At 64.3% G+C, this 26,632-nt stretch carries 25 protein-coding genes and 5 tRNA genes; 6 read left to right on the forward strand and 24 right to left on the reverse strand.

The features are described 5' to 3' along the window. Nucleotides 1-109: 109 nt before the first annotated feature. From D0B54_RS24310 to D0B54_RS13025, 4 genes are read right to left on the reverse strand one after another with little or no spacing between them, the layout of a single operon-like run. Complete coding sequence (locus D0B54_RS24310) at nt 110-721, reverse strand: hypothetical protein (RefSeq protein WP_162932397.1); 612 nt, start codon at nt 719-721, stop codon at nt 110-112. Continuing rightward, nucleotides 639-4,103 (reverse strand): RHS repeat-associated core domain-containing protein, encoded by a 3,465-nt coding sequence (locus D0B54_RS13015; protein WP_117291748.1) that lies wholly within the window; start codon nt 4,101-4,103, stop codon nt 639-641. The genes D0B54_RS24310 and D0B54_RS13015 overlap by 83 nt, the downstream gene beginning before the upstream one ends. Nucleotides 4,104-4,115: 12 nt before the next feature. Continuing rightward, nucleotides 4,116-4,493 carry a hypothetical protein gene (locus D0B54_RS13020; RefSeq protein ID WP_162932398.1) on the reverse strand — a complete coding sequence of 126 codons (378 nt, stop codon included), beginning with the start codon at nt 4,491-4,493 and terminating at the stop codon, nt 4,116-4,118. A gap of 15 nt (nt 4,494-4,508) precedes the next feature. After that, nucleotides 4,509-6,920 (reverse strand): PKD domain-containing protein, encoded by a 2,412-nt coding sequence (locus D0B54_RS13025; RefSeq protein WP_117291750.1) that lies wholly within the window; start codon nt 6,918-6,920, stop codon nt 4,509-4,511. Nucleotides 6,921-6,988: 68 nt separating this feature from the next. On the opposite strand from D0B54_RS13025, the gene D0B54_RS24315 reads away from it, so the two are divergent. Beyond that, on the forward strand, nt 6,989-7,357 hold the full coding sequence (locus tag D0B54_RS24315) for a hypothetical protein (protein ID WP_162932399.1): 369 nt from the start codon (nt 6,989-6,991) through the stop codon (nt 7,355-7,357). A gap of 568 nt (nt 7,358-7,925) precedes the next feature. On the opposite strand, the gene D0B54_RS13030 is transcribed toward D0B54_RS24315, so the two are convergent. Both D0B54_RS13030 and D0B54_RS13035 read right to left on the reverse strand, forming a co-directional pair. Next, nucleotides 7,926-8,001, reverse strand: a tRNA-Glu gene (locus D0B54_RS13030). A gap of 69 nt (nt 8,002-8,070) precedes the next feature. After that, a tRNA-Ala gene (locus tag D0B54_RS13035) sits at nt 8,071-8,146 on the reverse strand. Nucleotides 8,147-8,344: 198 nt separating this feature from the next. Here D0B54_RS13035 and D0B54_RS13040 point away from each other — a divergent pair. Then, a complete protein-coding gene (locus D0B54_RS13040; protein WP_162932400.1) occupies nt 8,345-8,905 on the forward strand; it encodes a C40 family peptidase in 561 nt (186 codons plus the stop codon). A 35-nt stretch (nt 8,906-8,940) separates the two neighbouring features. Here the strand turns inward: D0B54_RS13040 and D0B54_RS13045 are convergent. The 5 genes from D0B54_RS13045 to D0B54_RS13065 form a co-directional block, all read right to left on the reverse strand. Next, nucleotides 8,941-10,160, reverse strand: a protein-coding gene (locus tag D0B54_RS13045; RefSeq protein ID WP_240433422.1) for an IS3 family transposase whose coding sequence is annotated in 2 segments (ribosomal slippage) — nt 8,941-9,803 and nt 9,803-10,160 — 1,221 coding nt in all. Because the reading frame shifts where the segments join, the coding sequence is not laid out codon by codon here. 108 nt (nt 10,161-10,268) lie between these two features. Then, nucleotides 10,269-11,534: an ATP-dependent Clp protease ATP-binding subunit ClpX gene (clpX, locus tag D0B54_RS13050; RefSeq protein WP_117291753.1), complete on the reverse strand. Its 1,266-nt coding sequence runs from the start codon at nt 11,532-11,534 to the stop codon at nt 10,269-10,271. A 91-nt stretch (nt 11,535-11,625) separates the two neighbouring features. Further along, nucleotides 11,626-12,240 carry an ATP-dependent Clp endopeptidase proteolytic subunit ClpP gene (clpP, locus tag D0B54_RS13055; RefSeq protein ID WP_117291754.1) on the reverse strand — a complete coding sequence of 205 codons (615 nt, stop codon included), beginning with the start codon at nt 12,238-12,240 and terminating at the stop codon, nt 11,626-11,628. Nucleotides 12,241-12,318: 78 nt separating this feature from the next. Continuing rightward, nucleotides 12,319-13,644 carry a trigger factor gene (gene tig, locus D0B54_RS13060; protein WP_117291755.1) on the reverse strand — a complete coding sequence of 442 codons (1,326 nt, stop codon included), beginning with the start codon at nt 13,642-13,644 and terminating at the stop codon, nt 12,319-12,321. A 38-nt stretch (nt 13,645-13,682) separates the two neighbouring features. Beyond that, a tRNA-Leu gene (locus D0B54_RS13065) sits at nt 13,683-13,767 on the reverse strand. A 164-nt stretch (nt 13,768-13,931) separates the two neighbouring features. On the opposite strand from D0B54_RS13065, the gene hemP reads away from it, so the two are divergent. The 4 genes from hemP to D0B54_RS13085 all read left to right on the forward strand — a co-directional run bounded on the left by hemP (nt 13,932) and on the right by D0B54_RS13085 (nt 17,545). Next, nucleotides 13,932-14,126, forward strand: a complete 195-nt coding sequence (gene hemP / locus D0B54_RS13070) for a hemin uptake protein HemP (RefSeq protein ID WP_117291756.1) — start codon at nt 13,932-13,934, stop codon at nt 14,124-14,126. 327 nt (nt 14,127-14,453) lie between these two features. Continuing rightward, a complete protein-coding gene (locus D0B54_RS13075; protein WP_117295210.1) occupies nt 14,454-15,491 on the forward strand; it encodes a FecCD family ABC transporter permease in 1,038 nt (345 codons plus the stop codon). Then, nucleotides 15,488-16,291: a heme ABC transporter ATP-binding protein gene (locus tag D0B54_RS13080; RefSeq protein ID WP_117291757.1), complete on the forward strand. Its 804-nt coding sequence runs from the start codon at nt 15,488-15,490 to the stop codon at nt 16,289-16,291. The genes D0B54_RS13075 and D0B54_RS13080 overlap by 4 nt, the downstream gene beginning before the upstream one ends. Before the next feature lie 99 nt (nt 16,292-16,390). Next, a complete protein-coding gene (locus D0B54_RS13085) occupies nt 16,391-17,545 on the forward strand; it encodes a CehA/McbA family metallohydrolase (RefSeq protein ID WP_117291758.1) in 1,155 nt (384 codons plus the stop codon). Nucleotides 17,546-17,579: 34 nt separating this feature from the next. Here D0B54_RS13085 and D0B54_RS13090 read toward each other — a convergent pair. The 13 genes from D0B54_RS13090 to ruvA form a co-directional block, all read right to left on the reverse strand. Further along, nucleotides 17,580-17,656 (reverse strand) — tRNA-Pro (locus D0B54_RS13090). 24 nt (nt 17,657-17,680) lie between these two features. Continuing rightward, nucleotides 17,681-17,756 (reverse strand) — tRNA-Lys (locus D0B54_RS13095). Nucleotides 17,757-17,822: 66 nt separating this feature from the next. Continuing rightward, nucleotides 17,823-18,494, reverse strand: coding sequence for a 7-cyano-7-deazaguanine synthase QueC (gene queC / locus D0B54_RS13100; RefSeq protein ID WP_117291759.1), 672 nt, complete (start codon nt 18,492-18,494; stop codon nt 17,823-17,825). A 177-nt stretch (nt 18,495-18,671) separates the two neighbouring features. Further along, nucleotides 18,672-19,346 (reverse strand): 7-carboxy-7-deazaguanine synthase QueE, encoded by a 675-nt coding sequence (gene queE / locus D0B54_RS13105; RefSeq protein WP_117291760.1) that lies wholly within the window; start codon nt 19,344-19,346, stop codon nt 18,672-18,674. A 13-nt stretch (nt 19,347-19,359) separates the two neighbouring features. Further along, nucleotides 19,360-20,259, reverse strand: a complete 900-nt coding sequence (gene ybgF / locus D0B54_RS13110) for a tol-pal system protein YbgF (protein WP_117291761.1) — start codon at nt 20,257-20,259, stop codon at nt 19,360-19,362. Between the two features lie 33 nt (nt 20,260-20,292). Further along, entirely contained in the window at nt 20,293-20,823 is a 531-nt protein-coding gene (gene pal, locus D0B54_RS13115) for a peptidoglycan-associated lipoprotein Pal (protein ID WP_117291762.1), read from the reverse strand. 52 nt (nt 20,824-20,875) lie between these two features. Beyond that, nucleotides 20,876-22,168 carry a Tol-Pal system beta propeller repeat protein TolB gene (gene tolB / locus D0B54_RS13120; protein WP_240433423.1) on the reverse strand — a complete coding sequence of 431 codons (1,293 nt, stop codon included), beginning with the start codon at nt 22,166-22,168 and terminating at the stop codon, nt 20,876-20,878. A 147-nt stretch (nt 22,169-22,315) separates the two neighbouring features. Further along, nucleotides 22,316-23,239, reverse strand: a complete 924-nt coding sequence (gene tolA, locus D0B54_RS13125; protein WP_117291764.1) for a cell envelope integrity protein TolA — start codon at nt 23,237-23,239, stop codon at nt 22,316-22,318. After that, nucleotides 23,239-23,664: a protein TolR gene (gene tolR, locus D0B54_RS13130; protein ID WP_117291765.1), complete on the reverse strand. Its 426-nt coding sequence runs from the start codon at nt 23,662-23,664 to the stop codon at nt 23,239-23,241. Before tolR ends, tolA begins: the two co-directional genes overlap by 1 nt. A gap of 10 nt (nt 23,665-23,674) precedes the next feature. Then, a complete protein-coding gene (gene tolQ, locus D0B54_RS13135; RefSeq protein ID WP_117291766.1) occupies nt 23,675-24,358 on the reverse strand; it encodes a protein TolQ in 684 nt (227 codons plus the stop codon). 148 nt (nt 24,359-24,506) lie between these two features. After that, the gene (gene ybgC / locus D0B54_RS13140) at nt 24,507-24,893 is read right to left on the reverse strand and encodes a tol-pal system-associated acyl-CoA thioesterase (protein WP_117291767.1); all 387 of its coding nucleotides are present in this window, start codon (nt 24,891-24,893) and stop codon (nt 24,507-24,509) included. Nucleotides 24,894-24,902: 9 nt separating this feature from the next. Next, nucleotides 24,903-25,937, reverse strand: a complete 1,035-nt coding sequence (ruvB, locus tag D0B54_RS13145; protein ID WP_117291768.1) for a Holliday junction branch migration DNA helicase RuvB — start codon at nt 25,935-25,937, stop codon at nt 24,903-24,905. After that, entirely contained in the window at nt 25,934-26,524 is a 591-nt protein-coding gene (ruvA, locus tag D0B54_RS13150) for a Holliday junction branch migration protein RuvA (protein WP_117291769.1), read from the reverse strand. The genes ruvB and ruvA overlap by 4 nt, the downstream gene beginning before the upstream one ends. Between the last annotated feature and the right edge of the window lie 108 nt (nt 26,525-26,632).

Raw genomic sequence — 26,632 nt, forward strand, 5'->3', positions numbered from 1 at the left:
ACGTCGCTGTAATTAACTCCACTTTTCCAGGCGCGACATAGGCTTGCAGATTTCCGACGAAGGTACCTTCTCCAAATTTGGAAAAATTTCTCTAGGCGCAGTTTCAGGATTACCAACGCTTGAAACGCAATACTGCGACATCCAAGTTTTTTTCAGTTTCAACCCGAAGCCACCGCCAATGTAGCGATGTATCGAAGGCGGGAAGCACGTTGTGTTCATCTGCAGTCAATATCGCAGCTACATCTTTCAATCCGAAGATGCCGATCCGGGGAAGCAAAGAGATGCGCCCGTCCGAAGCGGCGTCGAGCAAGGCGATTAACTGCTCAATACTCATTGGCCCAGGTTCATGCCCAGCGGCATATCCAGGCCGTCTGCTACGAGCCCCCGCCCGGGTTGCGACCCGTTCTCGCGTCTCAACTCCGATGCCTACGAAACTGTCCTTCGTGGCATATAAAAATAATTGCAGCTTCTCCAGGTCCAATGATTTAAATGAGGCTTCATAAGTTACTAGATAGTCGTCGGGGCATTTGATCTCTGGGTTTACACGCTCTGAAAATTCCACAGCCACGGTCTCATGCCGTTCGCGCCAACCATGAATGGCGCGTTGAATATCCGAGATCGAAGCGAGAGCCATAAATTTATTTGCACCCGCAGCTGCTATTTGCTGCCGCTGTCGAGCCCCCGCCGATAGCGCCGGCAATCGCGCCATCTCGAGCAGCATTTGCACCTGCCGGAATTGCCGTGCCGGGTATGTCTGTCTTTGCTCCGTTCACGACAGCTCGCAAGACATCACTGTTGGTTGAAGCGCGATATCCCCATCCAAATCGAGTCGCACCCGTATTTAATAGGCCAGCACTTTCGGAATATCCGTATCCAACAGCACGGGCACCGCCTCTACCCAACAGAAAGCCAGTTGGCCCAAAGCCGGAGAATGCTGCTCCCGCCAAAGCTGATACGCCAAGCTCGCCGAGATCGACGCAATTTAGATCGCCGCCATTTCTTAGCAATTGGGCGGCCAGATCAACTCCTGCCCCAACAACCGCACCAACAACGATTGGAACAACTAGGAACTCACCAGTGGGGTCAATATTAGAAATCGGGTTTCCCCCCACATAGGCATATGTATTGATGTCCCCCAAGACCCCAATCGGATCGTTTTGCAGATATCGGCCAAGCGCGGGATCGGAATCACGAAAATAGTTATACGCAGCTCTGGACAATCCGTCCGCGTACTGCCCCGGAAACCCAATCGCCGTCGCTGCTGTGCCCGTTGTCGCTACCACCTCTCCATAAGGCGACCGCTTCTGGCTCCAAGTCAAGGACAAACTGCCATTGACCGCAGCCTGCGGTGTGGATAAGTGGTCGCTCAGCAGGAAGCTCGTGCCTGCGGCTCCATTCACGGACAGCGGCGCATAACCGGGTCCGTAGGCATAGTCCTTCAGCACATTTCCGGCCCCGTCATACTCCGCGACCATCGTACTGCCCGACCAGAGGAACTCCTTCTTCGTCCCATCTTCATCAATCATGATGCGTCGCCCGAACGGATCATAGGCGTACGTCACCCTCCAATCTTCTACAGTCGCCTCCGCACTCGCGAATTTGTCCGTTTGGACCAACCGCTCGCGATCGTCGTAGCCGTACCGGATGTATGAACCATCCGCCGCGGTGCGCTTGACCATGTTGCCGTTGGCGTCGTGCTCGAAGGTTTCGCCCAGGCCGGACAGGATTTCGTTGGCGGAGTTGTAGGTCTGGCCGGCTTCAGTGCGATTGCCCATCGCGTCATAGGCGTAGCTGTACTTGCCGGCCAGCGTATTGGCGGCCGTAAGGCGGCCGAGGTCGTCGTAGCCGTAGGTTTGCGCAGTGCTGTCTTCACTGATCCCGGTGATACGGCCAGCGGCGTCGTAGCCGTAGGACCAGCGGCGCACACTACCGTACTGGCGCGTGGCGAGCTGGCTGGCGGTGTCGTAGGTGTTGGCCAGCATGAGGCCGTTGGGATACTGCATGCCGCTCATCCGGCCCAAGGCATCCCAGCTCAGGCTGTAGTCGCCGTGGCGGGACTTGAGGCTCGTGAGCAGGCCGCGGGCATCGTAGCCGTAGCTGTCGGTCTTGCCATTGGAACTCAGGCTCGCCAGCTCGTCGTGGACGTTGTAGCTGTAGCCTACCTTGCGGCCATTGGTCTCCTCCGACAGCAGGCGGCCGAACTGGTCATAGGTCCGCTCGACCGTGGCGGTTTCGTTGGTGGCCCTGGTCAGCAGATCGCGCTCGTCGTAGGCATAGGTGGCGAAGAGCGCGCCAGCCGCCACTTCGGTCAGTCGCTTGGACGAGTCGTAGCGGAACGTCGACAGCGTGCCTTGAGGGTTGGTCTGCGTCTCGATCAGGTTGTCGCTGCGATACGTTGCCCGCGTCTTGCGACCGTTGTAGTGCGTGGTGGTGATCAGGCGGCCGTAGGCGTCGTACTCGTAAGCCTCTGCCGCCCCGTTGGGGACGGTGAGCTTGGCGAGTCGCCCGGCGGCGTCGTACTCGAACTTGGTCTTCCTGCCGAGCGGGTCGGTGGATTCGATAACACGGTCCAGTGCGTCGTAGACGAAGCTCGTGGTTTCGCGATCCGCGTTCGTGATGCTGGTCGCGCGGCCCAGATCGTCGCGTACGAAACTGATGCTGCGGCCCAGCGGATCGGTCTGCTTGATTGCGAAACCGCGGCTGTCGTATTCGAGCGCTGATCTCTGGTTCAACGGGTCGGTCACGGCCGTGACGCGGCCGTTGCCATCGCGCGTGAATGAAGTGCTGTTGCCGGCAGCGTCGGTCACCGCAATGAGATTGTCCTTGGCGTCGTAGCCGAGCGTTGTCGTACGCGTACCGCTCCTGATCTTGCGCGGACGCGGACTCTTGCCTTCATAGCTCAGCACGATGTCCTTGCGGCCATCGTTCATCGCCGTGGCGCGGCCCAGTTCGTCCGTGACCGTCGTTTCCGCATGGCCGGTCGGGTCGATGGTCTTGGTCACGTAGCCACGACTGTCATACTCGTAAGCGTAGACGTGGCCAAGCCCGTTGGTTACCTGGGTGTATTGGCCATCGCCCGGGTTGACGACGAAGCTCCAGGTACTGTTTCCGGAGTCATTTTCCGTGACCGCGACAATGTCGCCGGATTCCGACTCCGTATAGCTGACGGTGGTCTTGCGCTCGCCTTCGGTAAAGGCACTGACCCTGTCGTCATCATAGGTGGCTGCGAGCAGGCTCTTGCCGGCTTCATCGGCCACGGCGGTGAGCTGGGCATAGATCTGCGCATCGGCCTGCGGCTGCCAGCTCTGGTAGCTGTACCGGCGCTTGCCTCCCAGCGGGTCGGTGACCGTCGCAAGGCGGCCTTCGGCGTCGTACACATAGGTCCAGGCACGGCCAGTATGATCGGTCACTCTGGAAACACGACCGTTGGCGCCGTAAGCGAAGGTCAGCGATTGTCCGAAGGCGTTGGCCACCTTGGTGATCCGCTGCGAACCATCGTAGTTATAGGTAAGCGTGTTGCCGTTCTGGTCCACGCTGCCGACCAGCGCGCCGAAGCGATCGAAGGTTTCGATCGCGCCGCCCAAGTGCCGCATCTGCACGTTGTCGCCCGCATCGCTGAGGGTGCCGTGGAAGCGGCTGGGTGCCGTGATGCTGCCGTCGCCGCCCTTGGTGAACTGCAGGCGCCGGCCATTGGCAACGCGCAAGGTGTACTGCGTGCTGGCGACAGCCCCGCTTTCGGTCTCGGCGAGCTGCGCCGTGCGATACATGCTGCTTTCGTAATTGAAGCTCCAGCCGACGCCGAATGGGCCATCCTTGGGATCGTTGGAGTTGAAGGTACGCGAAAGACCCAGTGGAACGGTGCCCGCCAACTGGATATCGGTGTCGTTCCACACCAAGTGCCCGGTGCGTAAGTACAGCGGCGAGCCGCATTCGTTCCCCGGCAGCGGGCAATCGCTCTTTGGTTCTCCGGGTTCGTGGGTCACATCCTCCCAGCCTGTGGTGTCATGCCCCTGATCCCAGGGGTAGTGATAAGCGTATGCAGGCATGCAAGCGGCGAACAACGCCGGCAGCAACAAACCCCGCTTCTTGGCCCCAATCCCCATGGTGAGTCCCCGTTAGCGCGCCGCTTGGCTCAACTGGTTGGAAAAAAAGGTGAACCGCTGCGCAATGTCATCGCGCCGCCGCTGCTGTTCCACATGTGCGGCATACCAGTCGGCGATGAGCTTGGCGTTGCGTGCCGCGTAGTTGTGATGTTGTGCAGCGGTGCATCCCTGTGAGTTGAACACCGCCTGGACCTTGGCCTGCGTCGATTCGTCGCGGCTCAAGGCGCCGGTATCGGCACCGGACTGCAGCAGGGCCAGCCGCTGTTCCATGCCTTCCACGGTGAGCTGCCGCACCTGGAGATCCGTCTCCACGTAGCTATTCGGTGTATAGCGGCAAGCCATCGACAGCGGCGTGTAGGCAAGCAGCAGCATCGCAACGAGCTTTTTCATCGGTGAGCGCTCCCTCTAGTAGTAGACGCGCTGGACACGGTATTCGAAGGGGCTGGCGTGACCGCTGTCGTCGATCGCGCGGATACCCAGGCGATACTTGCCCGGCGCAACGAACTTGCCGGCGTTGTTGCGGCCATCCCATTTCACGGAGGCGTCCCCGGCGGGCACACCCAAAAAGGCCTGCCGACGCACTTGCTGGCCTGTTTCCACATGAGACACGACCAGTTCTATGGTGGCCGCCTTGGTCAGCTTGAACTGTAGATGCGTGCGTCCGTCGGCGCTGGCGGTACGGTCACTGGGGACGAGGATCGCGGGGCTGATCTGCAGGTCGCTGAAGCTCACTGGCGTCTGCACGAACACCGCATTGTCGGCGAAGTCATAGGCCCAGATTCCGAACAGGAAGGGGTCCGAAGGATTGGTAAGGATCGGCTTTCCGTCGTCGCCGTTGCCATCCCAGCTCACCGCGTGCGTGCCCGCACCCAGGGGCTCGCGATCCAGGAACGTAACCAGCCGCGTATTGGTATTGAACAGCCCCATGAAAGCGGTGACTTCCGCGGGGCCGTCGAGGGTGAAGGTTACGATCAGGGGATCGTTGTTGTAGGGCTGGAAGCTCCTGGGGATGGAACTGCGCGGCGGGTTGGTGGCATGGCCGCCGGTGCTGCCGCGCGCATCGAGTCGCCTCACCTCGTCCCCTACCTTGTACTGCAGCACGGCATAGTAGGCGGCCCGCGGCAATACTTTGCCGGCGTCGTTGGTGCCGTTCCAGGTGTCGGAGTATTTGCCCGCAGTGCGTCGCTTCCATGGCACGACCTCGCGTACCACGGCACCAGCCTCGTTCTCGATGACAAGGCGCAACTCCAGGTTCGACGATAGGTCCGTAGCAACCGTGGCAACGGTGCCGGCAACGGTGTCGATCGTGCTGTCGGTGACCGATAGCGAAACACGCGTATCGACGATCATGCTGCCGACACTCTTTGCTTTCTTGCTCTGAGCAGTGGTGACTGTGACAGCCGGGTAATACGTGCCGGGCAGCGTGTACTCGTACGTAGCACTGGCGCCGGTAGCGTCCGTGACGCCGTTGCCGTCGAAATCCCATTCCAGAGTGGAAACCGAATCGCCGGAAGCCGGCGTGGCAGTGGCGGAAAAGCTGACCCTGAGTGGCGCAAAACCGCGGACAGGACTGGCCGTCAGCGTGACCGACGGAGAGCCGGCTTCTCCGGCGCGGATTTCAATGTTCGGCGCCCGCACGCGCGTGCTTGCTCCCCGGCTGTCGAAAACCGTCACCGAAGCCGGGTAGCTGCCGGCCGTTTCGTAAGTGGTGCTTACACCGGAGCCGGTGATGGTGGTCCGGTCGACGGTGCCGTCACCGTTGAAATCCCATTCGAAACGGGCAATGCCATCGCTGTCGCTCGCGACGGCACTGAACGTTGCCGTCAGTGGAACCTGGCCATTGGTACGGTCTACTGACACTGACGCCGCCGGGGGGCGGTTGAGCACTTCCATCGTCACCGCGCCTTCGCTGACCTTGCCCCTGCTGTCGGTTACGCGCAACTTGGCGTTGTAGGTGCCCGGCGTGGTGTAGGTGAAATTTTGCGTACGTCCAACAGGATCGCTGACATCGTACTTACCGTCACCGCTAAAGTCCCATTCATAGGTGTTGACGGCAAACTTGGTGATGATGGTGGGCTTGAGCTGTACCGCCAGCGGAGCGAACCCGCTTGTGGGCGTGGCGTCCGGCATCGCCAGCAGGTCCGGCAGCTTTACGGTGTACGAAAAACTGCTTTCGCCGCTGTGGCCGAAGATATCCGACGCGACGATCTCGATTTGCAAAGGACCATCCAGCCATCCTGCCGCTGGAACCAGGGTCAGCACGCCATTGACGAGACTGACTTCCCCGACGAACGCGCCCCCCTGCTGCTTCACCGACCAGCTCGAAATTGAGGCCGGCAGGTTCTGATCCTGGACGTTGAAAGTGAGCGGCTGATCCGGCTGTGCAATCGTGGCGTTGGCTGTTGGATCGGAGGCAACAAGGGCGGGTGGTGAATAGTCGGCATTGAGATTGCCCTCCCAACGACCCTTGTTGTTGGCGGCATCCGCGACGATGACGACCAAGCCGTGCCGGCCTTCGGGCCACCCGGCAGCAGGCCGGATTCTCCACTGATCCGAACCCGCCGCCGGAGCTGTGAAGACAGCAGCTACGTCGCTGCCATCGATGAGCAGCTGGAGGCTGTCGGTATTGAGTTTTTTATTGTCGCCTATCCCCAGGATCAACTCCTGGTTCGGCTCGCTCACCGCCAAAGTTTCCGCGGGTGCGGTCAGTGTTGGCGGCGTCTTGTCCTTGGACTTTCCCTTGCAAGCGGTGACGCTGATCAAAACAGCAAGCGCAACCAACCACGCGCCCCCCTTGTGCTGCCATGACGTATGCATGCTGGCCCCTTCGAGAATTCAGCAAGCCGACCATCACGGTCGGCTCTCCCAACCTACTGAAATCCACGATGCATCCGATGCATCACATCGCGCCCCTGTGGATTTGGCTACCCCAAACACCGCTCCATGGCTCGGGCATTCAAACAGACTATTCGCAGCTTGTTCTTACAGTTCCATTGCGGATGCAGCTAAAGCTCTGGAAGATCGAATTTTTTGCTCGCTCGGCGTCGCCAAACGAATTGACCACCAGCGGCCAGCGAGCTCACCAGAAGTGCCGAAAAGAGCACTATCAAAATGGCGACTATCTCAAGCACGACGACGGCCCGGTTTCGTCACGCGGCTACGTTCCACTGAAAAATGATTTCGACTGCGTCAGGAGGCGCGAGGCCATCTGCCGATCAGAGATGAACATACATTCAAAGGTGGTGTCAACCTGACAACCGAGTCAGTTCTGCCCTGCCTGGGAGCACCAGCCGCAGTCGCACCAGTGCTATGCCCAGGGCCAGGCTGCTGAGCTGATCACTTGGGCTGAGAGTGCCGGCCGCTCCATGAGGCGCTTCCTCCTGCTACGGCCACAGAACAATGGGCCGTGCGTGCGGAGATGGCGAAGGAACGAAAGAGAACGTTGGTAGCGCGAATTCAGAAAATTGAGCAAAAGGTCAATTCTCTTGCTCTACGGCTGGCAGAGCCCAATAGCCCCTGCAGTTCTTCGAGCCTACAAAGACAGAATCACGAAACTGGAGGCTGAGCGGCTGGCGACTAAGGAACAGCTCGCTAAAACGGGCTTGCCTTCCAAGTCATTCGAGCAGAGCTGTAAGGCCGCTATGACGTTTTGGGCGAAGCCGTTGTCGCTTTGGATGTCGCCGCTGCTGAACGTGAAAAGGGCTGTTCTGAAGCTAGCCTTTTCGGGGCGATTGCACTTTTCGCGGAAAACGGGGCGATTCGAACCCGTTTTGTCCTTGCCATTCAAGCTATTAGGGGGCGCTGACCCCCTAATGAATAAATTGGCGTCCCCACGGGGATTCGAACCCCGGTAATCACCGTGAAAGGGTGGTGTCCTAGGCCTCTAGACGATGGGGACGAGGCAGAAAACTTGAATGTCTCCAGGACATTCGCCATTTCGTCAAAAACAACGAAACAGGAGAAAATTTGGTGGAGCTAGTCGGGATCGAACCGACGACCTCTTGCATGCCATGCAAGCGCTCTCCCAGCTGAGCTATAGCCCCGAACAGACCGCAACAGCGTTCGGTGAGGCGCGCATTATACAGACCACATTCGATTTGGGAAGGGCTTTTTTGCAGCTTTTTGACACAGCTGTGGAGCCGTCCAGAAAACGTCGAAATGGCAAGGCTGCTGGCTATCGCAGCCCGGCAGGACTACCGTTGATCCTGCGGCGTCGATGCCCCTTTCACAAGGAGTCCAGCATGCGACATCTCCTGCCCCGAGGACGCGCGGCGCCCCTGCTACTGTCGCTGAGCGCGGCACTGATGAGCCACCCGGCGGCGGCCACCGCGGCCAAACCCAATCACGGCAAGCGGCATCACGGCCGGCTGGAACATACGGCCTACCATCCGCTGCGGCCCGGCAACCCGGCCGGCCTGATGGACCGGCTGGACGAGGAGCGCGTGATGCTCGGCGCCATGTCGATGCTCGGCACCCGCTACCGGCTCGGCAGCCGCAAGAGCACCGCGGTGGACTGCTCGCTGCTGGTCCAGCGCATCTACGCCGCCATCGGCATGGACCTGCCGCGCACCACCCGCGAGCAGATCCACCTGGGCGAACCGGTACACGTGGAGGCGCTGCGCAAGGGCGATCTGCTGTTCTACCGCTGGCAGGGCCGCAATCTGCATGTCGCCATCTACATGGACAACGGCTACATCCTGCATGCCTCGCCCCGCGAGGGAAAGGTGGTCATGACGCAACTCAACCCGAGCTGGAGCCGCCGCCTGGTCGCGGTGCGACGGGTGCTCTATGACCCGTCCTGAAATAGGTTGACACCTATACGGGGTAAAACTGGTCGCTAAAGTATGCTGGATACAGACGCCCGATGGACTTCATCGGGCGTTTTGTATTTCAGGGCCAAGTGTGGCCGTTCATGGTTGTAGATGTGAATGGACTGCCGGACCATCTGTTCGGCCTGTTCCAGGTTGGCGGGTCGCTGGAGCAGGAATTCGTTCTTCAGGATGCCGTTGACGCGCTCTGCCAGGGCGTTCTGGTAGCAGTCGTAGCCGTCGGTCATCGAGCAGGTCAGGCCGTGTCGCTGGTGGATCTGCTGGTAGACGTTCGAGCAGTACTGGATGCCCCGGTCGGAGTGGTGGATCAGCCGCTGAGCCGTCTGCCGGGTCTTGAGCGCCATCTTCAGGGCCTCACTGACCTGCTCGGTCTGCAGGCTGTCGTGGACGTGATAGCCGACGATCTTGCGGGAGTAGGCATCGGTGACCAGGCTCAGGTAGACGCATTTCTCCCGCGTCGGCAGATAAGTGATGTCGGCGACCCAGACCTGCTCGCCGGTCGCGGGCTGGATGCCGCTTCCCGGCTTGAGCAGGTTCGGATGCTTGCGGAAGCGATGATGGCTGTCGGTGGTCTTGTGGTACGCCCGGCGGCTGGGGACCAGCATCCGGGCGTTGCGCAGGATGCTGAACAGGGTATCCCGCCCCACGTGGATGCCGTTGGGCCGCTGCAGCAGGTGCTGCAGCTTGCGGGTGCCCACGCGCGGCTGGCGCAGGCGAATCTGCTCCACGCGCCGGATCACCTCGGAACAGGTCTGTGCACGCTCGCTCGCGCACTCCAGCCGCTGGTAGTACGCCTGCCGGCTGATGCCCATGTAGCGGCAAGCCCTCTTAACGCTCAAGCCCATTACGAGCTTTTGCGCGAGGACTTGCCCACAGGCTTTTTTACCACCACTCCGTAGTCCTTCTTCAGGACATCCACCACCGCCTCGAAAAACTGGGCCTTCTCCTTGGCCTCCCGCAACTCGACCTCCAGCTGCTTGATCCGCTGCTCGGGCGTCAGTGGCTTCTTTTCACTCATCATCGGCTTCCCTTGAGGAGCCCATGATGCCCGCCCCGCTACAGGCCGGCCATATCGCCGAACCCACTGCAGAACCGTCGAGCTGCCCTGGATGCCGTAGCGCTCCTGGGCCTGCCTACAACTCATCTCACCTTTCTCAACCTGATCCACAACCGCCAACTTAAAGGCCATCGTGTAATCGCGCTGTGTCCTCTTAGACCTTGATTCCATTTGACTCTCCTTCTCGGCTTCGAAAAGGTGTCAACCCAGGGCAGGACGGGTCACTAGCATAAAAAAAGGCCCCGCGAACGGGGCCTTTCTCTTCCTCTCGGCTAACGGTCAAGCCGCCGAATTCTTTGCTTCGCTGTTCTCGTAGACGATGAAGGGCTTGGCTTCGCCGCGCACCACCGCCTCGTCGACCACGACCTTGCTGACGTTGGACATCGACGGCAGGTCGTACATCACGTCGAGCAGGATGTTCTCCATGATCGTACGCAGGCCGCGCGCACCGGTCTTGCGCTCCTTGGCGCGCTTGGAGATGGCGCGCAGGGCATCCTCGCGGAACTCCAGGGTCACGCCCTCCATCTGGAACAGCTTGCCGTACTGCTTGACCAGGGCGTTCTTCGGCTCCTTGAGGATCGACATCAGCGCCTTTTCGTCCAGCTCCTCGAGCACCGCCAGGACCGGCAGGCGGCCGACGAACTCGGGGATCAGGCCGAAGCGGATCAGGTCATCCGGCTCCACCTTGGCGTACATCTCGTTGATGTGGCGCGAGTCGTCCTGGCTCTTGACCTCGGCCTGGAAGCCGATGCCTGCCTTGACGGTACGGTTCTGGATGACCTTGTCCAGGCCGGCGAAAGCGCCGCCGCAGATGAACAGGATGCTGGCCGTATTGACCTGCAGGAACTCCTGCTGAGGATGCTTGCGGCCGCCCTGCGGCGGCACGCTGGCGATGGTGCCTTCCACCAGCTTGAGCAGGGCCTGCTGCACACCCTCGCCCGAGACGTCGCGGGTGATCGACGGGTTTTCCGACTTGCGCGAAATCTTGTCGATTTCGTCGATGTAGACGATGCCGCGCTGGGCCTTCTCGACGTCGTAGTCGCACTTCTGCAACAGGCGCGCAATGATGTTTTCCACGTCTTCGCCGACATAGCCGGCTTCGGTCAGCGTGGTGGCATCGGCGATCGCGAACGGCACGTCCAGCAGGCGTGCCAAGGTCTCGGCCAGCAGGGTCTTGCCGGAACCGGTGGGGCCGATCAGCAGGATGTTGGACTTGGCAATTTCCACGCCGTCCTGCGAGCCCTTTACCGACAGGCGCTTGTAGTGGTTGTAGACGGCGACCGACAGGATCTTCTTGGCCGTTTCCTGGCCGATCACGTACTCGTCGAGCACGGCACGGATTTCCTGCGGCTTGGGCAGGCCCTTCGTGCTCGGCTTGGCGTGTACTTCCTCACGGATGATGTCGTTGCACAGGTCGACGCATTCGTCGCAGATGTACACCGACGGACCGGCGATCAGCTTACGGACCTCATGCTCGCTCTTGCCGCAGAAAGAGCAATAAAGGACCCGTCCGTTGTGTGCGCCGCTCCGTGTTTCGTTCGTCATCTCACTTCCTCTCCGGCACCGTGACGGCCCGGTGACACCTGTATAGCACAGTGCCTTTTAGCTGCAAAACCCATGACAGACGCTGAACCGCTCAGCGGCCGATTTCGCCCCGCTGGGTGAATATCTGGTCGATCAGGCCGTAGTCCTTGGCCTGCTCGGCGTTCAGGAAGAAATCACGCTCGACATCGCGGGAGATCTTTTCCAGCGGCTGGCCGGTGTGTTCAGCCATCAATTTGTTCAGTTTTTCGCGCAGATACAGGATTTCGCGAGCCTGGATCTCGATATCCGTGGCCTGGCCCTGGGCGCCGCCCGAGGGCTGGTGGATCATGACCCGTGCATTCGGCAATGCGAAACGCTTGCCCTTGGCACCGGCCGACAGCAGGAAGGCGCCCATGCTGGCCGCCTGGCCAATGCACATGGTGGCCACGTCCGGCTTGATGAAGCGCATGGTGTCGTAGATCGACAGGCCGGCGGTGACCACGCCACCCGGCGAGTTGATGTACAGGTGGATGTCCTTGTCCGGGTTCTCCGACTCCAGGAACAGCAGCTGCGCCACGACCAGGTTGGCCATGTGGTCCTCGATGGGACCGACCACGAACACGATGCGCTCCTTCAGCAGGCGCGAGTAGATGTCGAAAGCGCGCTCGCCGCGGGCGGTCTGCTCCACCACCATCGGGACAAGCTGGGCGCGGGTCTGGTTATCCATTGAACCTTCCTGAATCGTTTTGATTATCGAGGGCGCCGCCGGGGCACGAAGCCCCGGCGGCCTGGATGCTGCAGCTACTTACGCTTGGGCCGGGCGCTGCGGATTCAAGAGCTCGTCGAGCGACAGGCTCTTGTCCGACGGGGTCACGCCGGCGATGAGGCTGTCGACCACCTGGTCTTCCAGCACCATGGCGCGCAGGCCCTGGAGCATCTCGGGGCGCGAGCGGTAGTAGGCCTTGACCTGCTCCGGCTGCTCGTAGTCGGCGGCCATTTCGTCCAGCGCCACATCGACACGGCCCTGGTCCAGCTGGACCTTCTGGGTCTTGATGACTTCACCGATCAGCAGGCCCAGCGCCACGCGCTTCTGCGCCTGCTGCTCGAACAGCGCATCCGGCAGCAGCTCGGCGTGCTTGTCCTTCGGCACGTTGGCCATGTTCATGCGCGACACGGCTTCCTCGCGCAGGCGCGGGATTTCCTGGGAGATCAGCGCCTGCGGGATGTCCAGCGGGTTGGCGACGAGCAGCTGCTCGAGCACCTGGCCCTTGAGGCGGTTGCGCACACCCTTGTCGCGCTCCTTCTCCAGCGCCGCGCGGCACTTGTCGCGCAGGCCGGCTTCGCCAGCACCCTCGTCCACCGAGTGCAGCTTGAGGAAGTCGGCGTCGACCGGCGGCAGCACGGACTCCTTCACTTCCTTCAGCGTCACGGCGAACTGGGCGGTCTTGCCCTTGAGGTTCTCGGCGCGGTAGTCCTCCGGGAAGGCCACGTCCACCACGAACTGCTCACCGGCCGCATGGCCGACGATGCCGTTCTCCAGGTCCGGCAGGAACTGCGAGGAGCCCAGCTCGATCGTCACGTCCTTGCCCTCGCCGCCCTGGAAGGCTTCGCCTTCGAGCGTACCGAGGAAGTCCAGGGTCGCCACGTCGCCCGTGGCCGCCGGACCGGTCTTGGCCTCCAGCGTGCGGCGCGCCTTGCGCAGGTTCTGCACCAGGCGATCGACGTCGGCCTCGCCGACCTCCACCACCGGGCGCTCGATCTGCAGCTGCGACAGCGGGCTGAGCGCAATCTCCGGGTAGACCTCGAAGTGCGCCACGTACTCCAGCGCCTCGCCGGACTTCTCGGCGGTGATGTCGATCTTCGGCGCGCCGGCCGGATTGACGCCGGCCTGGCTCAGCGCCTCGGGATAGGTCTGGTTGACGATGTCAGAGATCGCGTCGAGACGCGCCGACTCGCCGTACTGCTGCTGGATCACCTTGAACGGCGCCTTGCCCGGGCGGAAGCCCGGCAGCTTGGCGCGGCTGGCGACGCGCTTCAGGCGCTCGTCAACCGCACGGGCCACGCGCTCAGCGGGAACCACCACACGCATTTCACGACGCAGACCGCCCGGTGCCTCAACTTTAACTTCCATGGATATCGCTCTGATTTGGAAATATGTTTATTAATCGCTGGTGCGAAAGGCGAGACTCGAACTCGCACGCCTGACGGCGACAAGACCTAAACCTGTTGCGTCTACCAATTCCGCCACTTTCGCCGAAGCTCACCAGTATAGCAGTGGCTCGCCCGAATCCGGCGTCTGAAAAGCGGCCAATCCCTATGAACGAATTCTTTTTCATGGGCCGTCTCGACAGGCTTGACTTGTTAATACGAATCATTATCATTCATATCACCTGCTGACCAACGCCACGAGGTTTCGCCATGCAAAGCCTGAACACGCTGAACACCCTGAGCCTTCCCCGCCGCGCCCAGAGCACCACGGTGGTTCGCAACGTGGTCCCCCGCCTGAAGAGCGAGGACCTGTTCCGCGGCACGCACGAACTGGTCATCGAGCACCAGGGCCAGGAGTATCGCCTGCGGCTGACGCGCAACGACAAGCTGATCCTCAACAAATAACGACCCTCCGCGGGCCCCTGGCCAAAGACGCCCGGGGGACCCGCTACCCCTTTCGCCCTCACGGGTTGGCGACCGCCTACCCCTCTCCCGGAGCATTGCCGCCCGTGAGTGGCGAACCTTTTTTTCCCCCAACACTGCTGTCCCCTCTCCCGCCTGCGGGAGAGGGTGGCCCGAAGGGCCGGGAGAGGGTTTCTGTAAATCACGCTGGGCCTACCAAATCCACGCGCTACAGAAACCCTCTCCCCTCCCCCTCTCCCGCAAGCGGGAGAGGGGACAGGTCAGCAGGCGCATCCGATATGCTTGGCGGATGACTTCGCCGTACCGGCCGTGAAACGGCTCCCTCCTCTTCCCTTGCTGCTGGCCCTCGGCCTGGCACTGCTGCTGTCTGCCTGGCTGGCGCTGGCCAGCGGCCCCCTGCCGCTCGGCACCGCCAAGATCCTCGCCGCCCTGGGCCTGCCGCTGGATGCCGGCCTGCAGGAATACGAGGCCGCCACGGTGCTGCAGCTGCGCCTGCCGCGGCTGGTGCTGGCCCTGCTGGTGGGCAGTGCCCTGGCCTGTGCCGGCGCCACCATGCAGGGCCTGTTCCGCAATCCGCTGGCCGAACCCGGCCTGGCCGGCATCTCCGGCGGCGCCGCGCTGGGCGCGGTGGGCGTGATCGTGCTGGGCAGCAGCCTGCAGCTGCTGGGCGACGACAGCAGCCTGGTGGTATTGCCCTTGGCGGCCTTCCTCGGCGGCAGCCTTGCCGCGCTGCTGGTGGCGGGGCTGGCGCGCATCGACGGTCATACGCGCATCGGCACGCTGCTGCTCGGCGGCCTGGCGGTCAACGCCATCACCGGCGCCGGCATCGGCTTCCTGGCACAGCTGGCCGACGACCTGGCGCTGCGCACGGCGATGTTCTGGATGTTCGGCTCGCTGGGCAAGGCCGGCTGGCCGGAGATCGCCATCGCCGCGCCGCTGCTGCTGGGCTCGCTGTTGCTGATGATCCGCGATTCACGCGCGCTCGATGCGCTGCTGCTGGGCGAGGCCGAGGCCGGGCACCTGGGGATCGACGTGGAGCGGCTCAAGCGCCGCCTGCTGCTGGTGGTGGTGCTGTCGGTGTCGGTATCGGTAGCCGTGAGCGGCATCATCGGCTTCGTCGGCTTGGTGACACCGCACCTGATCCGCCTCTGGGCCGGCCCCGGCCACCGCTTCCTGCTGCCCGCCTCGGCACTGTTCGGCGCCCTGCTGCTGACCCTGGCCGACGTGCTGGCGCGCACGCTGCTGGCACCGTCGGAACTGGCCATCGGTGTCATCACCACCCTGATAGGCGGTCCCTTCTTCCTGTTCCTGCTGCTGGGCCTGCGGCGCCGCGCGGAGCTGCTGTGAGCCTGCGCGCGCTCGATGCCGGGTACGACGCCGACGGCCGCAGCCTGCTGGGGCGGGCCGCGCTGGCGGCGACGCCCGGCGAGGTGCATGCGATCCTGGGCCCCAATGGCGCCGGCAAGTCCACTTTGCTGAAGCTGCTGAGCGGCGAACTCAGGCCCGCCCGCGGCGAGGTGATGCTCGACGGGCGCCCGCTGGCGCAGTGGGACCTGGGTGCCCTGGCGCGCCGCCGCGCGGTGCTGCCGCAGGACGAGCAGCTGGGCTTCGGCTTCCTGGTGGAAGAAGTGGTGGCGCTGGGACGCCTGCCCTGCCCGCGCCATCCCCCGGCGCGCGAAGAGCATATCCTGCGCCAGACGCTGGAGGCCGCCGGCGTCGCGCCGTTCTGGGGCCGCTCCTACACCAGCCTCTCCGGCGGCGAGCGCCGCCGCGTGCAGCTGGCGCGGGTGCTGGCGCAGGTCTGGGAACCGCTGGCCGAAGGACCGCGCTACCTGCTGCTCGACGAGCCCACCGCCAGCCTGGACCTGGCGCACCAGCACGCCAGCCTGACCGCCGCGCGCCGTTTCGCCCGCGACGGCAACGGCGTGGCCGTGGTGCTGCACGATCCCAATCTCGCGCTGGCCTACGCCGACACCGTTTCGCTGCTTGCCGACGGTGCGGTGGTGGCCTGCGGCGCTCCGGCCCAGGTCCTGGATGCACCGCGCCTGCGCAGCGTCTTCGGCATCGAGGCCACGGTGCTGCAGCCCGCGGGCTGGCCGCATCCGGTGATCGCCACGCGGCCGCATCCTCCCCTCGCAGGTTCGTAGCCGCCGCAGGTAAATATTGCCCCGTGGCGACGCATCGCGGGCATATTGCGATCAGCTGAAACATCATCGCGCCATCCTGACTTTTTCCCGGATGCGGACATGCGTTTGATTTCTGTGGCAACCACTCGCGCGGCCCTGCTGGCGCTGATGCTCTCGGGCTGCTCCGACGACAGCGGCGACACGGCAGCACAGCCACCTTCCAGCGGCGTCACCGGCCCGCGCGCCGGCCTCTGGCTCAGCGGCGACCTGCATCTGCACTCGGACCACAGCGACGATGCCGCCGACAACCCGATGGCGGAGATCGTGAAGGTGGCCGAGGATCGCGGCATGGGCTTCTTCGTGGTCACCGACCATGACAACCACGTCGAGGGCCATATCACCACCTGGGACGATCCGGCCTACCGTTCCGACAAGATGGTGATGCTCTACGGCGTGGAGTACACCACCGCCCGCGGCCATGCCAGCATCGTCGGCACCCGGCGTTTCGACGACATGCCGATGTACGCGCTGCGCGACCGCAGCGACGCCGATGCCGGCCGCGCCATCGCCGCCGCCGCCCACAGGCAGGGCCTGCACCTGTCGGTGAACCACCCGGTCAATGGCGACCCCTGGGAATTCGGCTTCGACATGCCCTACGACAGCATGGAAGTCTGGAACGCGCTCTACGCCTTCCCCACCGACAACGCCGGCGCCATCGCGCTGTGGGACCGCCTGATTGCCGAAGGCCGGCGCGTCACGGCGCGCGGCGGCAGCGACTGCCACCACCAGACCGGCATCGAATCCCTGGGCCTGAACGTGGGCAACCCCACCACCTGGGTCTACGCCACGGCGCAGACCCCGGCGGCGGTGCTGGCGGCACTGAAGGACGGCAAGGTCTCGATCGGCTACGCGCCGACGGCCGAGCGCATCGAACTGGCTGCCGATACCGACGACGACGGCGGCTTTGAGACCCTGATGGGCGACACCCGGCCGGCCATGGGCAAGACGGTGAAATTCCGCATCAGCATCGCCGGCGCGCGCCCGCTGGGCCGCTACGCCGTCACCGTGCTGAAGAACGGCGAGCCGTTCATGGAACGCCAGCTGTTCGGCGAACCGACCCTGGATTTCGAAGACACGCCGGCCGCCGGCCAACGCTCCTGGTACCGCGTGGAAGTGCGCGGCGACACCCCCGAGGCGCCGCTGCTGGCAACCCTGGCGGGCTTCTACGGCGGCTTCGTGGGACTGACCAACCCGTTGTATTTCGGCTTCGAATAACAAAAAGCCGCCCATGAGGGCGGCTCTGGAAAAATGGTCGGAGCGACAGGATTCGAACCTGCGACCCCCTGCGCCCAAGGCAGGTGCGCTACCAGGCTGCGCCACACTCCGACATACGGCTATTGTGAAGCAAGATGGTGGGTCGTGATGGATTCGAACCATCGACCAACTGGTTAAAAGCCAGCTGCTCTACCGGCTGAGCTAACGACCCCCGGTAATCTCCCCGCAACAGGGCTGCTGCAAGGGCGCGGAATGATACAGCAAACATCCGGCGCATTCACCGATAAGGCGTCGGATCCGCTACCCCGGTCGCCGCGAAGCCCTCCCGGCGCAGCCGGCAGGAGTCGCAGCGGCCGCAGGCGCGGCCCGCCTCGTCGGCCTGGTAGCAGGACACGGTCAGGCCGTAGTCCACCCCCAGGCGCAGGCCCTCGCGGATGATCTCGGCCTTGCTCAGGTGCAGCAGCGGCGCATGTACGCGGAAGGGCTTGCCCTCCACCCCCGCCCGGGTGGCGACACCGGCCAGCTTCTCGAAGGCCTCGATGAAGGCCGGGCGGCAATCCGGGTAGCCGGAGTAGTCCACGGCGTTGACGCCGATGAACAGGTCCTGCGCCTCCAGCACCTCGGCCCAGCCCAGGGCCATCGACAGGAACAGCGTATTGCGCGCCGGCACGTAGGTGCTGGGAATGCCCGTGGTCGGCGTTTCCGGCACGGCAATGCGCGTGTCGGTCAGCGAGGAGCCGCCGACGGCGTCGAGGTTCACGTGCAGGGTCTGGTGACCGGCGGCGCCCAGGGCCTTGACCACCCGGTCCGCGGCGCGCAGCTCGGCGACGTGGCGCTGGCCGTAGGACACGGAGAGCGCGTAGCTCTCGTAGCCCTGCTCGCGGGCCATGGCCAGCACGGTGGCGGAGTCGAGCCCGCCGGAAAGCAGTACCACAGCTTTCTTCTTCATTTGAAAAAGCCCTTTTGCCACGGATTACACGGATGAACGCGGATCAAGATCGAAAGCATCTCATGCGCCAGGGATTCATCCGAAGGGTTGGCGTCACGACGGCAAGAAGAACGTCTGTCTTCCAAATCCGCGTTCATCCGCGTAATCCGTGGCCAAATTGCTTCCTCCAGGCTCGTCTCAGCGTCCCGGCTGATTGCCCCACAGGGCTTTATGCAACTGCGTCTGGAAACGCACCGGCAGGCGGTCGGCGATGATCCAGTCGGCCAGGTCGCGCGCTTCCAGCTGTCCGTGCGCATGCGAGAACAGCACGCCGCAGCGCTCGGCCAGGCGATGCTCGGCCAGCATGCCGCGCGCCCAGTCGTAGTCGGCGCGCGAGCACAGCACGAACTTCAACTCGTCGCGCGGGGTCAGCAGCTCGATGTTGGCCAGGCGGTTCTTCGCCAGCTCGCCGGAGTCCGGCGTCTTCAGGTCCACCACGCGGATCACGCGCGGGTCCACGCTGCCGATGTCCAGCGCTCCGCTGGTCTCCAGCGAGACGACGTAGCCGGCATCGCAGAGCTGTGCCAGCAGCGGCAGGCAGTTCTTCTGCGCCAGCGGCTCGCCGCCGGTGACGCAGACATGGCGGGCGCCGTGGCTGGCCACCTCTTCCAGGATCTGCGGCAGCGTGCGCCACTCCCCGCCGTAGAAGGAATAGGTGGTGTCGCAGTACTGGCAGCGCAGCGGGCAACCGGTCAGACGCACGAAAACCGTGGGCCAGCCGACCAGGGACGACTCCCCCTGCAGCGAGTGGAATATCTCGGTGATCTTGAGCCGCACCGCTTCCGGTGCTGACCCTGGAGCGGTGTTGCTCACAGCGGGGTGTTCCTTACTTCGGCGGATTCAGCCGCTGCGCCGCGAGCTTGGCGGCATTGGAATTCGGATAGGTCGAGATCACGCGCTGCAGCGTTGCGCGGCCATCGGCCTCCGACTTCAGTTCCAGCTGGGTCAGGCCCACCTTGAGCATCGCGTCCGGTACCTTGGGGCTGGCCGGGAAGCGTTGCAGGATGGTCTGGAAGCTGGTCAGCGCCGACTTGTAGTCACGCTTGATGGTGTACATCTCGCCCATCCAGAAAAAGGCGTTCGGCGCGTAGGTGCCCTGCGGCCACTGCGAGACCATGTTCTTGAAGCCGCGGATGGCGTTGTCGTACTTGCCGTTCTTGAATTCGTCGAAGGCCGCGAGGTACGCGGTCTCCTCTTCCACCGTGGCACCGCCACCGGAGGAGATCACCACCGGACCGCCGGACACGCTGGGCAGCGCCGCGGTGGGCGGAACCGACGGCGGCGGGAGTGCCGCCGGCTGCGGCACCGATACCACGGTACCCGGGGTCACCGAAGGCACCGTGGACATTCCCGTCGGCGCGGAGCCGGTATTGACGATGCCCTGCGGCATCTCGAAGCGCTGCAGGCGCCGGTCGAGTTCCGCAGCCAGGTCCTTGTTGCGGCGCTGCTGCTGGTCGAACTCGTAGCGCATGCGCTCCATCTCGCCGCGCATGGCGCGGATATCGTCACGCAGGCGCTGGTTTTCCTGGTCCATGCCGGCCAGGTTGACCGCATCCAGTCGGCGCGACAGCTCGGCGACCTTGGTCTCCGTACGCTGCAGGCGCCGCTCCTCGGGGGACAGGGCATCTCCGCTACCGCTGATGTTGCCGCCGAAGTCGGAGCTGGCGCAGCCGGCAAGCAGCGCGACAGGAGCAACGAATGCAGCAATCAGACGACGTGTGGACATGGACCTGTTCCCCCGAGGATTTAGGTGGCGAGTTTACTGGCGGATCAGCTGGACGCGACGGTTCTGGGTCCAGCTGGACTCGTCATGGCCCGACACCGCCGGACGCTCTTCGCCGTAGGACAGGATCGTCAGCTGGTTGGCAGCGACGCCCTTGGCCTGCAGCGCAGCTTCCACGGCCTGCGCACGGCGCTCGCCGAGGCCCAGGTTGTACTCGCGGGTGCCGCGCTCGTCGGCATGGCCTTCCAGGCGCACGCGGGCGGTCGGGTTGCCCTGCAGGTAGCTGGCGTACTTGGACACCACGCCCTCGCCCTCGGCGCTGATGGCGGTGCTGTCGTATTCGAAGTAGATGATGTTGTTGTTCAGGGCGCGCTCGGCATCGACGCTGCCGCTGGACTCACCGATAGGGGCCGGCGGCGGCGTGCTGCCGTAGCCTTCGCCGTAGGGGCTGGACTGGCCGACGGAATCAGCCGGGGGCGCCGCCGGACGGACGTTCTTCTTGCCCGAGCAGCCCGCCAGGGCCAGGGCGGCAACCAGCGCGCCCGTGATGAGGATGTTCTTGGTCATGTGGGGTGACTCCTATGTGTTCTTGAGGGTGCGAAAGCTGGAGAGCGGCAATTTAACGGACAACGGGCGTCACCGGGGACCATGCCGGTTCCCGGATATCGCCCGCCTGGCGCAGGCGCGTGCGGACGCGCCCGTCGACCGATACGGTCGCAAGTTCCGCGCCGCCGGCGCGTCCCTGCGTGGCGTAGATGATGACTGCGCCGCCCGGGGCGAACTGCGGGCCCTCGTCCTGCGGGCCGTCGCTGAGCAGGCGCAGGCCGCCTCCGGCCAGGTCCAGCAGGCCGATGCGGTAGCGGCCGCCGTCGGCGTTGACCAACGCCACCGACTTGCCGTCCGGCGAGTAGCTGGGGCGCAGGTTCTGGCGGCCTTCGAAGCTGACACGCCGCGGGTCGCCGCCATTGGCGCTGATCTCGTAGATCTGCGGCTGGCCGCCACGGTCCGAGGTGAAGACCAGCTTGCTGCCGTCCGGCGACCAGGAGGGCTCGGTGTCGATGCCGTAGTGGTCGGTGAGGCGGCGACGCTTGTTGCTGGCCAGGTCGATGACGTAGATGTCCGGGTTGTTCTCGAAGGACAGCACCACGGCGATACGGCTGCCGTCGGGCGACCAGGCCGGGGAGCTGTTGATGCCCGGCTCGGACACCAGGGTGCGCACCTGGCCGCTGGCCAGCGTGTAGATCATCACGGCCGAGCGGCCGCGGTTGTAGCCGACGAAGGCCAGCTGCTTGCGGTCCGGCGACCAGTTGGGCGACAGGATCGGCTCGCGCGAAGTGGCCAGCACGCGCGGCGCCTCGCCGTCGGAGTCCGACACGATCAGCTGGAAGCTGCGCGCCGGACCGTAGCCGCTGGCGGCCACGTAGGCGATCTTGGTGTTGAAGTAGCCCGGGATGCCGAGCAGCTTCTCGTAGATCATGTCCGCGATCATGTGTGCCACCGTGCGCATCTGCGCCGGAGTGGTCACGGTGAACTGGTGGCTCAGCAGCTCCTGGCCGCTGACGGTGTCCACCAGGAAGAAGCGCGCGTAGTAGCCGCTGGCCGACTTGCCGATCTGACCGATCACCAGATTGTCGATGCCCGCCGACACCCAGCCGTCCTTGACCACCTGCCCAGGCGCGGTCGGACTCTGCGGCATGGCGCTGCGCGGCAGGGCCTTGAAGCGGCCGCTGCGCACCAGGTCGTTCTCCACCACCTGGGCCACGTCCAGCGGCACCTCCGGGGTCGCCTGGAACTGCACCAAGGCGATCGGCAGGGGCGCCACGTCGGCACCGCTGACGGAGATTTCCAGCGCGGCCTGGGCCGGGACGGTAGCCAGGAGCAGCAATGCGGCAAGCAGTTTCTTGAACGTCATGAGGCAACCTTGAAGGGCGGCGCCGGCAGGGCCGCAGGGCATATTGTGATTCAAAAACCGGCCTTTACGCCAAAGTTCTCCCCTAAGTGACTCTCGCCATGGGGAAAAAGTTCTGGCGTTCAGGCCGGAAGCTGCACCGGGAGGGGGCTAGCAGCCACCTACCGTGGGGCAGAACGTGATCTTGAGGGTGCGGTCCGGCGGCATCGCGCGAGGGTCCGGCGGCGACGGCAGCGGGCTGGCCTTGACCACGGCCTGCTCCACCGAACGGTCCAGCGCCGCGGTGCCGCAGCTGCGCACCACGCGCGCGCTGATCACCGAAGCGTCGGGGTTCATCTTGACCTCGACCACGCAGGTGAAGTTGTCGGCGCTGGCCGGCGGACGCTGCCAGAACTTGCGCACGCGCGACGCGATCAAGTCGCCCCAGGTCGCCTGGAATGCACCAATGATCGCGGCATCGCGCGCGGCCTGCTCGGCCGCCGCAGCGGCAGCCAGGGCGTCCTTGCGGCGCTTGTCCTCGGCCGCGCGTGCCTTGCGGGCATCGTCGATCGCCTTCTGCTCCTCGTCGAGCATGCGCTTGCGCTCATCCTCGACCGCCTGCTTCTGGCGCTGTTCCTGTTCCTTGCGCAGGCGCTCTTCCTCAGCCTTCTTCTGCGCCTCTTCCTGCTTCTTCTTGACCTCTTCCTGGCGCTTGCGCTCGGCCTCTTCCTTGATCAGCGCTTCCTTGATCTTGCGCTCTTCGTCCTGGACGCGCTGCTTTTCCTTCTTTTCCTCGGCGAGCTTGCGCTTCTCTTCTTCCTTGGCCTTTTCCTGCGCCTGCTTGACCGGGTCCTCCTTGGGAGGCTCCTTGGGCTCGGGCGGCGGCGGTTCCGGCATCGGCCTGGGAGCCGGCGGCAACGGCTTGGGCTCCACCGGCTGCGGATTGGGCACCGCCTTGCCGCCACCCTGGATCAGGGCGGCCTCGATCACGCGCATCGGCTCGGGCTTGCGGTGAAAGAACGACGAGAAGATCAGCGCTCCGAAAACGAGCACATGCAGGACGATCGAGAAGACCAGTGAGCGCTTGTCTTTCATCAACGCCTGGCGCGCTCTTCCTGCGGCTCGTCAGTGACGAAACCGATCTTCTTGGCGCCGGCATCACTGAGCAGGCCCATGGCCCTGGCCACGTTCTCGTAGGGAGTCTTCCGGTCGCCATGGACCAGGATCATCTGCTCGGGCTTCTTGGCCAGCAGGCCCTGGACCTCGGTCACCACGTCGTCGTCGCTGACGACGGGCTTGCCTTCGCCGACCCAGTTGAGGTGGTAGCCACCCTTGGGATCGACCGACAGGATGCGGTCCTCGTCGTCCTGGCTCATCGACTGCGCCTTGACGTCTGGCAGGTCCACCTCGATGCCTTGCGTCATCAGCGGCGCGGTCACCATGAAGATCACCAGCAGCACCAGCATGACGTCGATGTACGGCACGACGTTCATTTCGGAGGAAAGCTTGCGGCGCGCCATGGCGGGCTCCTCAGGCCGGGCGGGCGTGACGCAGCCCGCGGTCGATGATGCCCAGCATCTCTTCGGCGAAGGTGTGGTAGCGGTTTTCCATGCTTTCCACCGAGCGCGTGAAGAAGTTGTACGCGATCACGGCCGGGATGGCGGCGAACAGGCCCATGGCGGTGGCGATCAGGGCCTCGGCGATGCCGGGGGCGACCGTGGCCAGCGAAGCCTGCTTCTGCGCGCCGATGTTGACGAAGGCGTTCATGATGCCCCAGACCGTGCCGAACAGGCCGACGTAGGGGCTGGTGGAGCCGATCGTGGCCAGCAGCGCCAGGCCGCCCTCGAGGCGCTCGACCTCGCGCACCTGGGCCACGCGCATCTGGCGCGCCACCGCGGCCAGCTGGTCCTCCGGGGCGCTGCGCCCGGAGGTCTGCTGGCGCGTGTATTCCTCGTAGCCGGCGGTGAAGATCGCCGCCAGGCCCTCGGTCTCCTGATTCTTGCGCACCGATTCGTAGAGGTCGGCGAGGTTGCCGCCGCTCCAGAAGCGGTCCTCGAACTTCTCGGCCGCGGCGCCCATGCGCGAGAACAGGCCGCGCTTGGAGAAGATCACGTACCAGGACATGACCGAGGCCGCGACCAGCAGCAGCAGGACGACCTTGGCGAGCACGCTCGCATCGAGGATCAGTTTGGTCATCGACATGCCGTCGTTCATGGGTTCATCCTTGTCATGGCTACGGAACGCCTTGCGGCGCCTGCTGGCCGGGGATTGTTAGTAAACATCAACTAATATTTTGATTAATCGCAGAATTATAACAAACTGCCCTGCGATCTGTAGGAAATTCTAGCAGTTGACGATGCCTTCAGAAGAGCCCGGGTGGCAGGGCTTTCGGACGAAAGGTCGCTGCGTCCACACAAGCGATGCGAACCCTGGCGGTCGTGAGCGTCTCGCCGGCACGCGACAGCGACTGTTCAAAGATCAGGCTGGCGCGCCGAAGTTCCGCGATCCGGGTGAGCACTTCCAGTTCGTCGTCCAGCCGCGCCGGCTTGCGGTAGTCGATTTCGAGGGTCGAGACCGTGAAGGCCACCCCCAGTTCCAATCGCAGCCGCTCCTGCCCGTAACCCTGCCCGCGCAACCACTCGGTGCGAGCCCGCTCGAGCCAGCGCAGGTAGTTGGCGTGGTAGGCCACGCCGCTGGCGTCGGTATCTTCGTAGTAGACGCGGATCGGCCAGCAGCATTCAGTGGTCATGGCGGGCGGTCATGGCGTGAAAAGGTCCGGGGTGGCCAGGCGGTCGGGCATCTTCAGGCCATAGTGCTGGTACGCCAGCTTGCAGGCCACGCGGCCGCGCGGCGTGCGCATCAGGTAGCCCTGCTGGATCAGGTAGGGCTCGATCACGTCCTCGATGGTGTCGCGCGCCTCGCCGATGGCGGCGGCGAGGTTGTCCAGGCCGGCCGGGCCGCCGTCGAAGCGCTCGATCAGCATCAGCAGCAGCTTGCGGTCCATCAGGTCGAAACCGTTGGAGTCCACGTCGAGCAGCTTCATTGCCGCCGCCGCGGTGGGCGCGGAGATGGTGCCGTCGCCGCGCACCTCGGCGTAGTCGCGCACGCGGCGCAGCAGGCGGTTGGCGATGCGCGGCGTGCCGCGCGAGCGGCGCGCGATCTCCAGCGCCCCGCCCGGATCGATGCCGGCCTTCAGGATCGAGGCACTGCGCGTGACGATGCTGGTCAGGTCCTCGATATTGTAGAACTCCAGGCGCTGCACGATGCCGAAACGGTCGCGCAGCGGGCTGGTCAGCGCGCCGGCGCGGGTGGTGGCACCCACCAGCGTGAACGGCGGCAGGTCCAGGCGGATCGACCGTGCCGCCGGCCCTTCGCCGATCATGATGTCGAGCTGGTAGTCCTCCATCGCCGGGTAGAGCACTTCCTCCACCACCGGCGACAGGCGATGGATCTCGTCGACGAACAGCAGGTCGCGCGGCTCCAGGTTGGTCAGCAGCGCGGCGAGGTCGCCGGCGCGCTCCAGCACCGGCCCGGAGGTCTGGCGCAGGTTCACGCCCAGCTCCTCGGCCAGGATATGCGCCAGCGTGGTCTTGCCCAGGCCCGGCGGACCGAAGATCAGCACGTGGTCCAGCGCGTCGCCGCGGCGACGCGTCGCCTCGATGGCGATACCCATCTGTTCCTTGACCGCCGGCTGGCCGACGTAGTCCCGCAGGCGGTGCGGACGGATCGCGCGCTCGATGCGCTCCTCGTCCGTGGAGGCGCCGGCGGAAATGATGCGCGGGGCTTCGCTCATCGCACGGCGCGCTTCAGCGCCTCCTGGATGATCTGCTCGGTGCTCATGCCGTCCTTGTGGACCGCATCAGTGAAACGCTGGATCTCGGCCGGCTTGTAGCCCAGCGCCGCCAGCGCGGCGCGCGCCTCCTGCAGCGGCAGGGTGCCGACGGCCGGGGCGGCGGAGACGACTCCGGCCGCGGCGGCACCGCCGGCCTTGTCGCGCATCTCCACCACCAGGCGCTCGGCGGTCTTGCGGCCGACGCCGGGGATTTTCGTCAGGCGTACGACGTCGCCGGCACGCACGGTTTCCCAGAAGTCCTCGACGCTGACGCCGGACAGGATCGCCAGCGCCAGCTTGGGGCCGACGCCGGAAATCTTGATCAGCTCGCGGAACAGCGCCTTCTCGGTGGTGCTGCCGAAGGCGAACAGCAGGTGCGCGTCCTCGCGCACCGTCAGGTGCGTATGCAGGCTGACGCCCTCGCCCACCGCCGGCAGCTTGTAGAAGGTGGACATCGGCGCTTCCAGCTCGTAGCCGACGCCGCCCACGTCCACCAGCAGCAGCGGCGGCTGCTTCAGCACCAGCTTTCCGGTGATCCGGCCGATCATGTATCGCTCCCCGCGCAACAACCTTCAGTCCGCGAATGAACGCAAATGAACGCAAATGCAAAGACCCTGGAGCATCCCGGAATCCAACCCATCGCAATGCTTTTATTT

The organism is Solimonas sp. K1W22B-7 (genome assembly GCF_003428335.1).
Taxonomy (GTDB): domain Bacteria; phylum Pseudomonadota; class Gammaproteobacteria; order Nevskiales; family Nevskiaceae; genus Solimonas_A.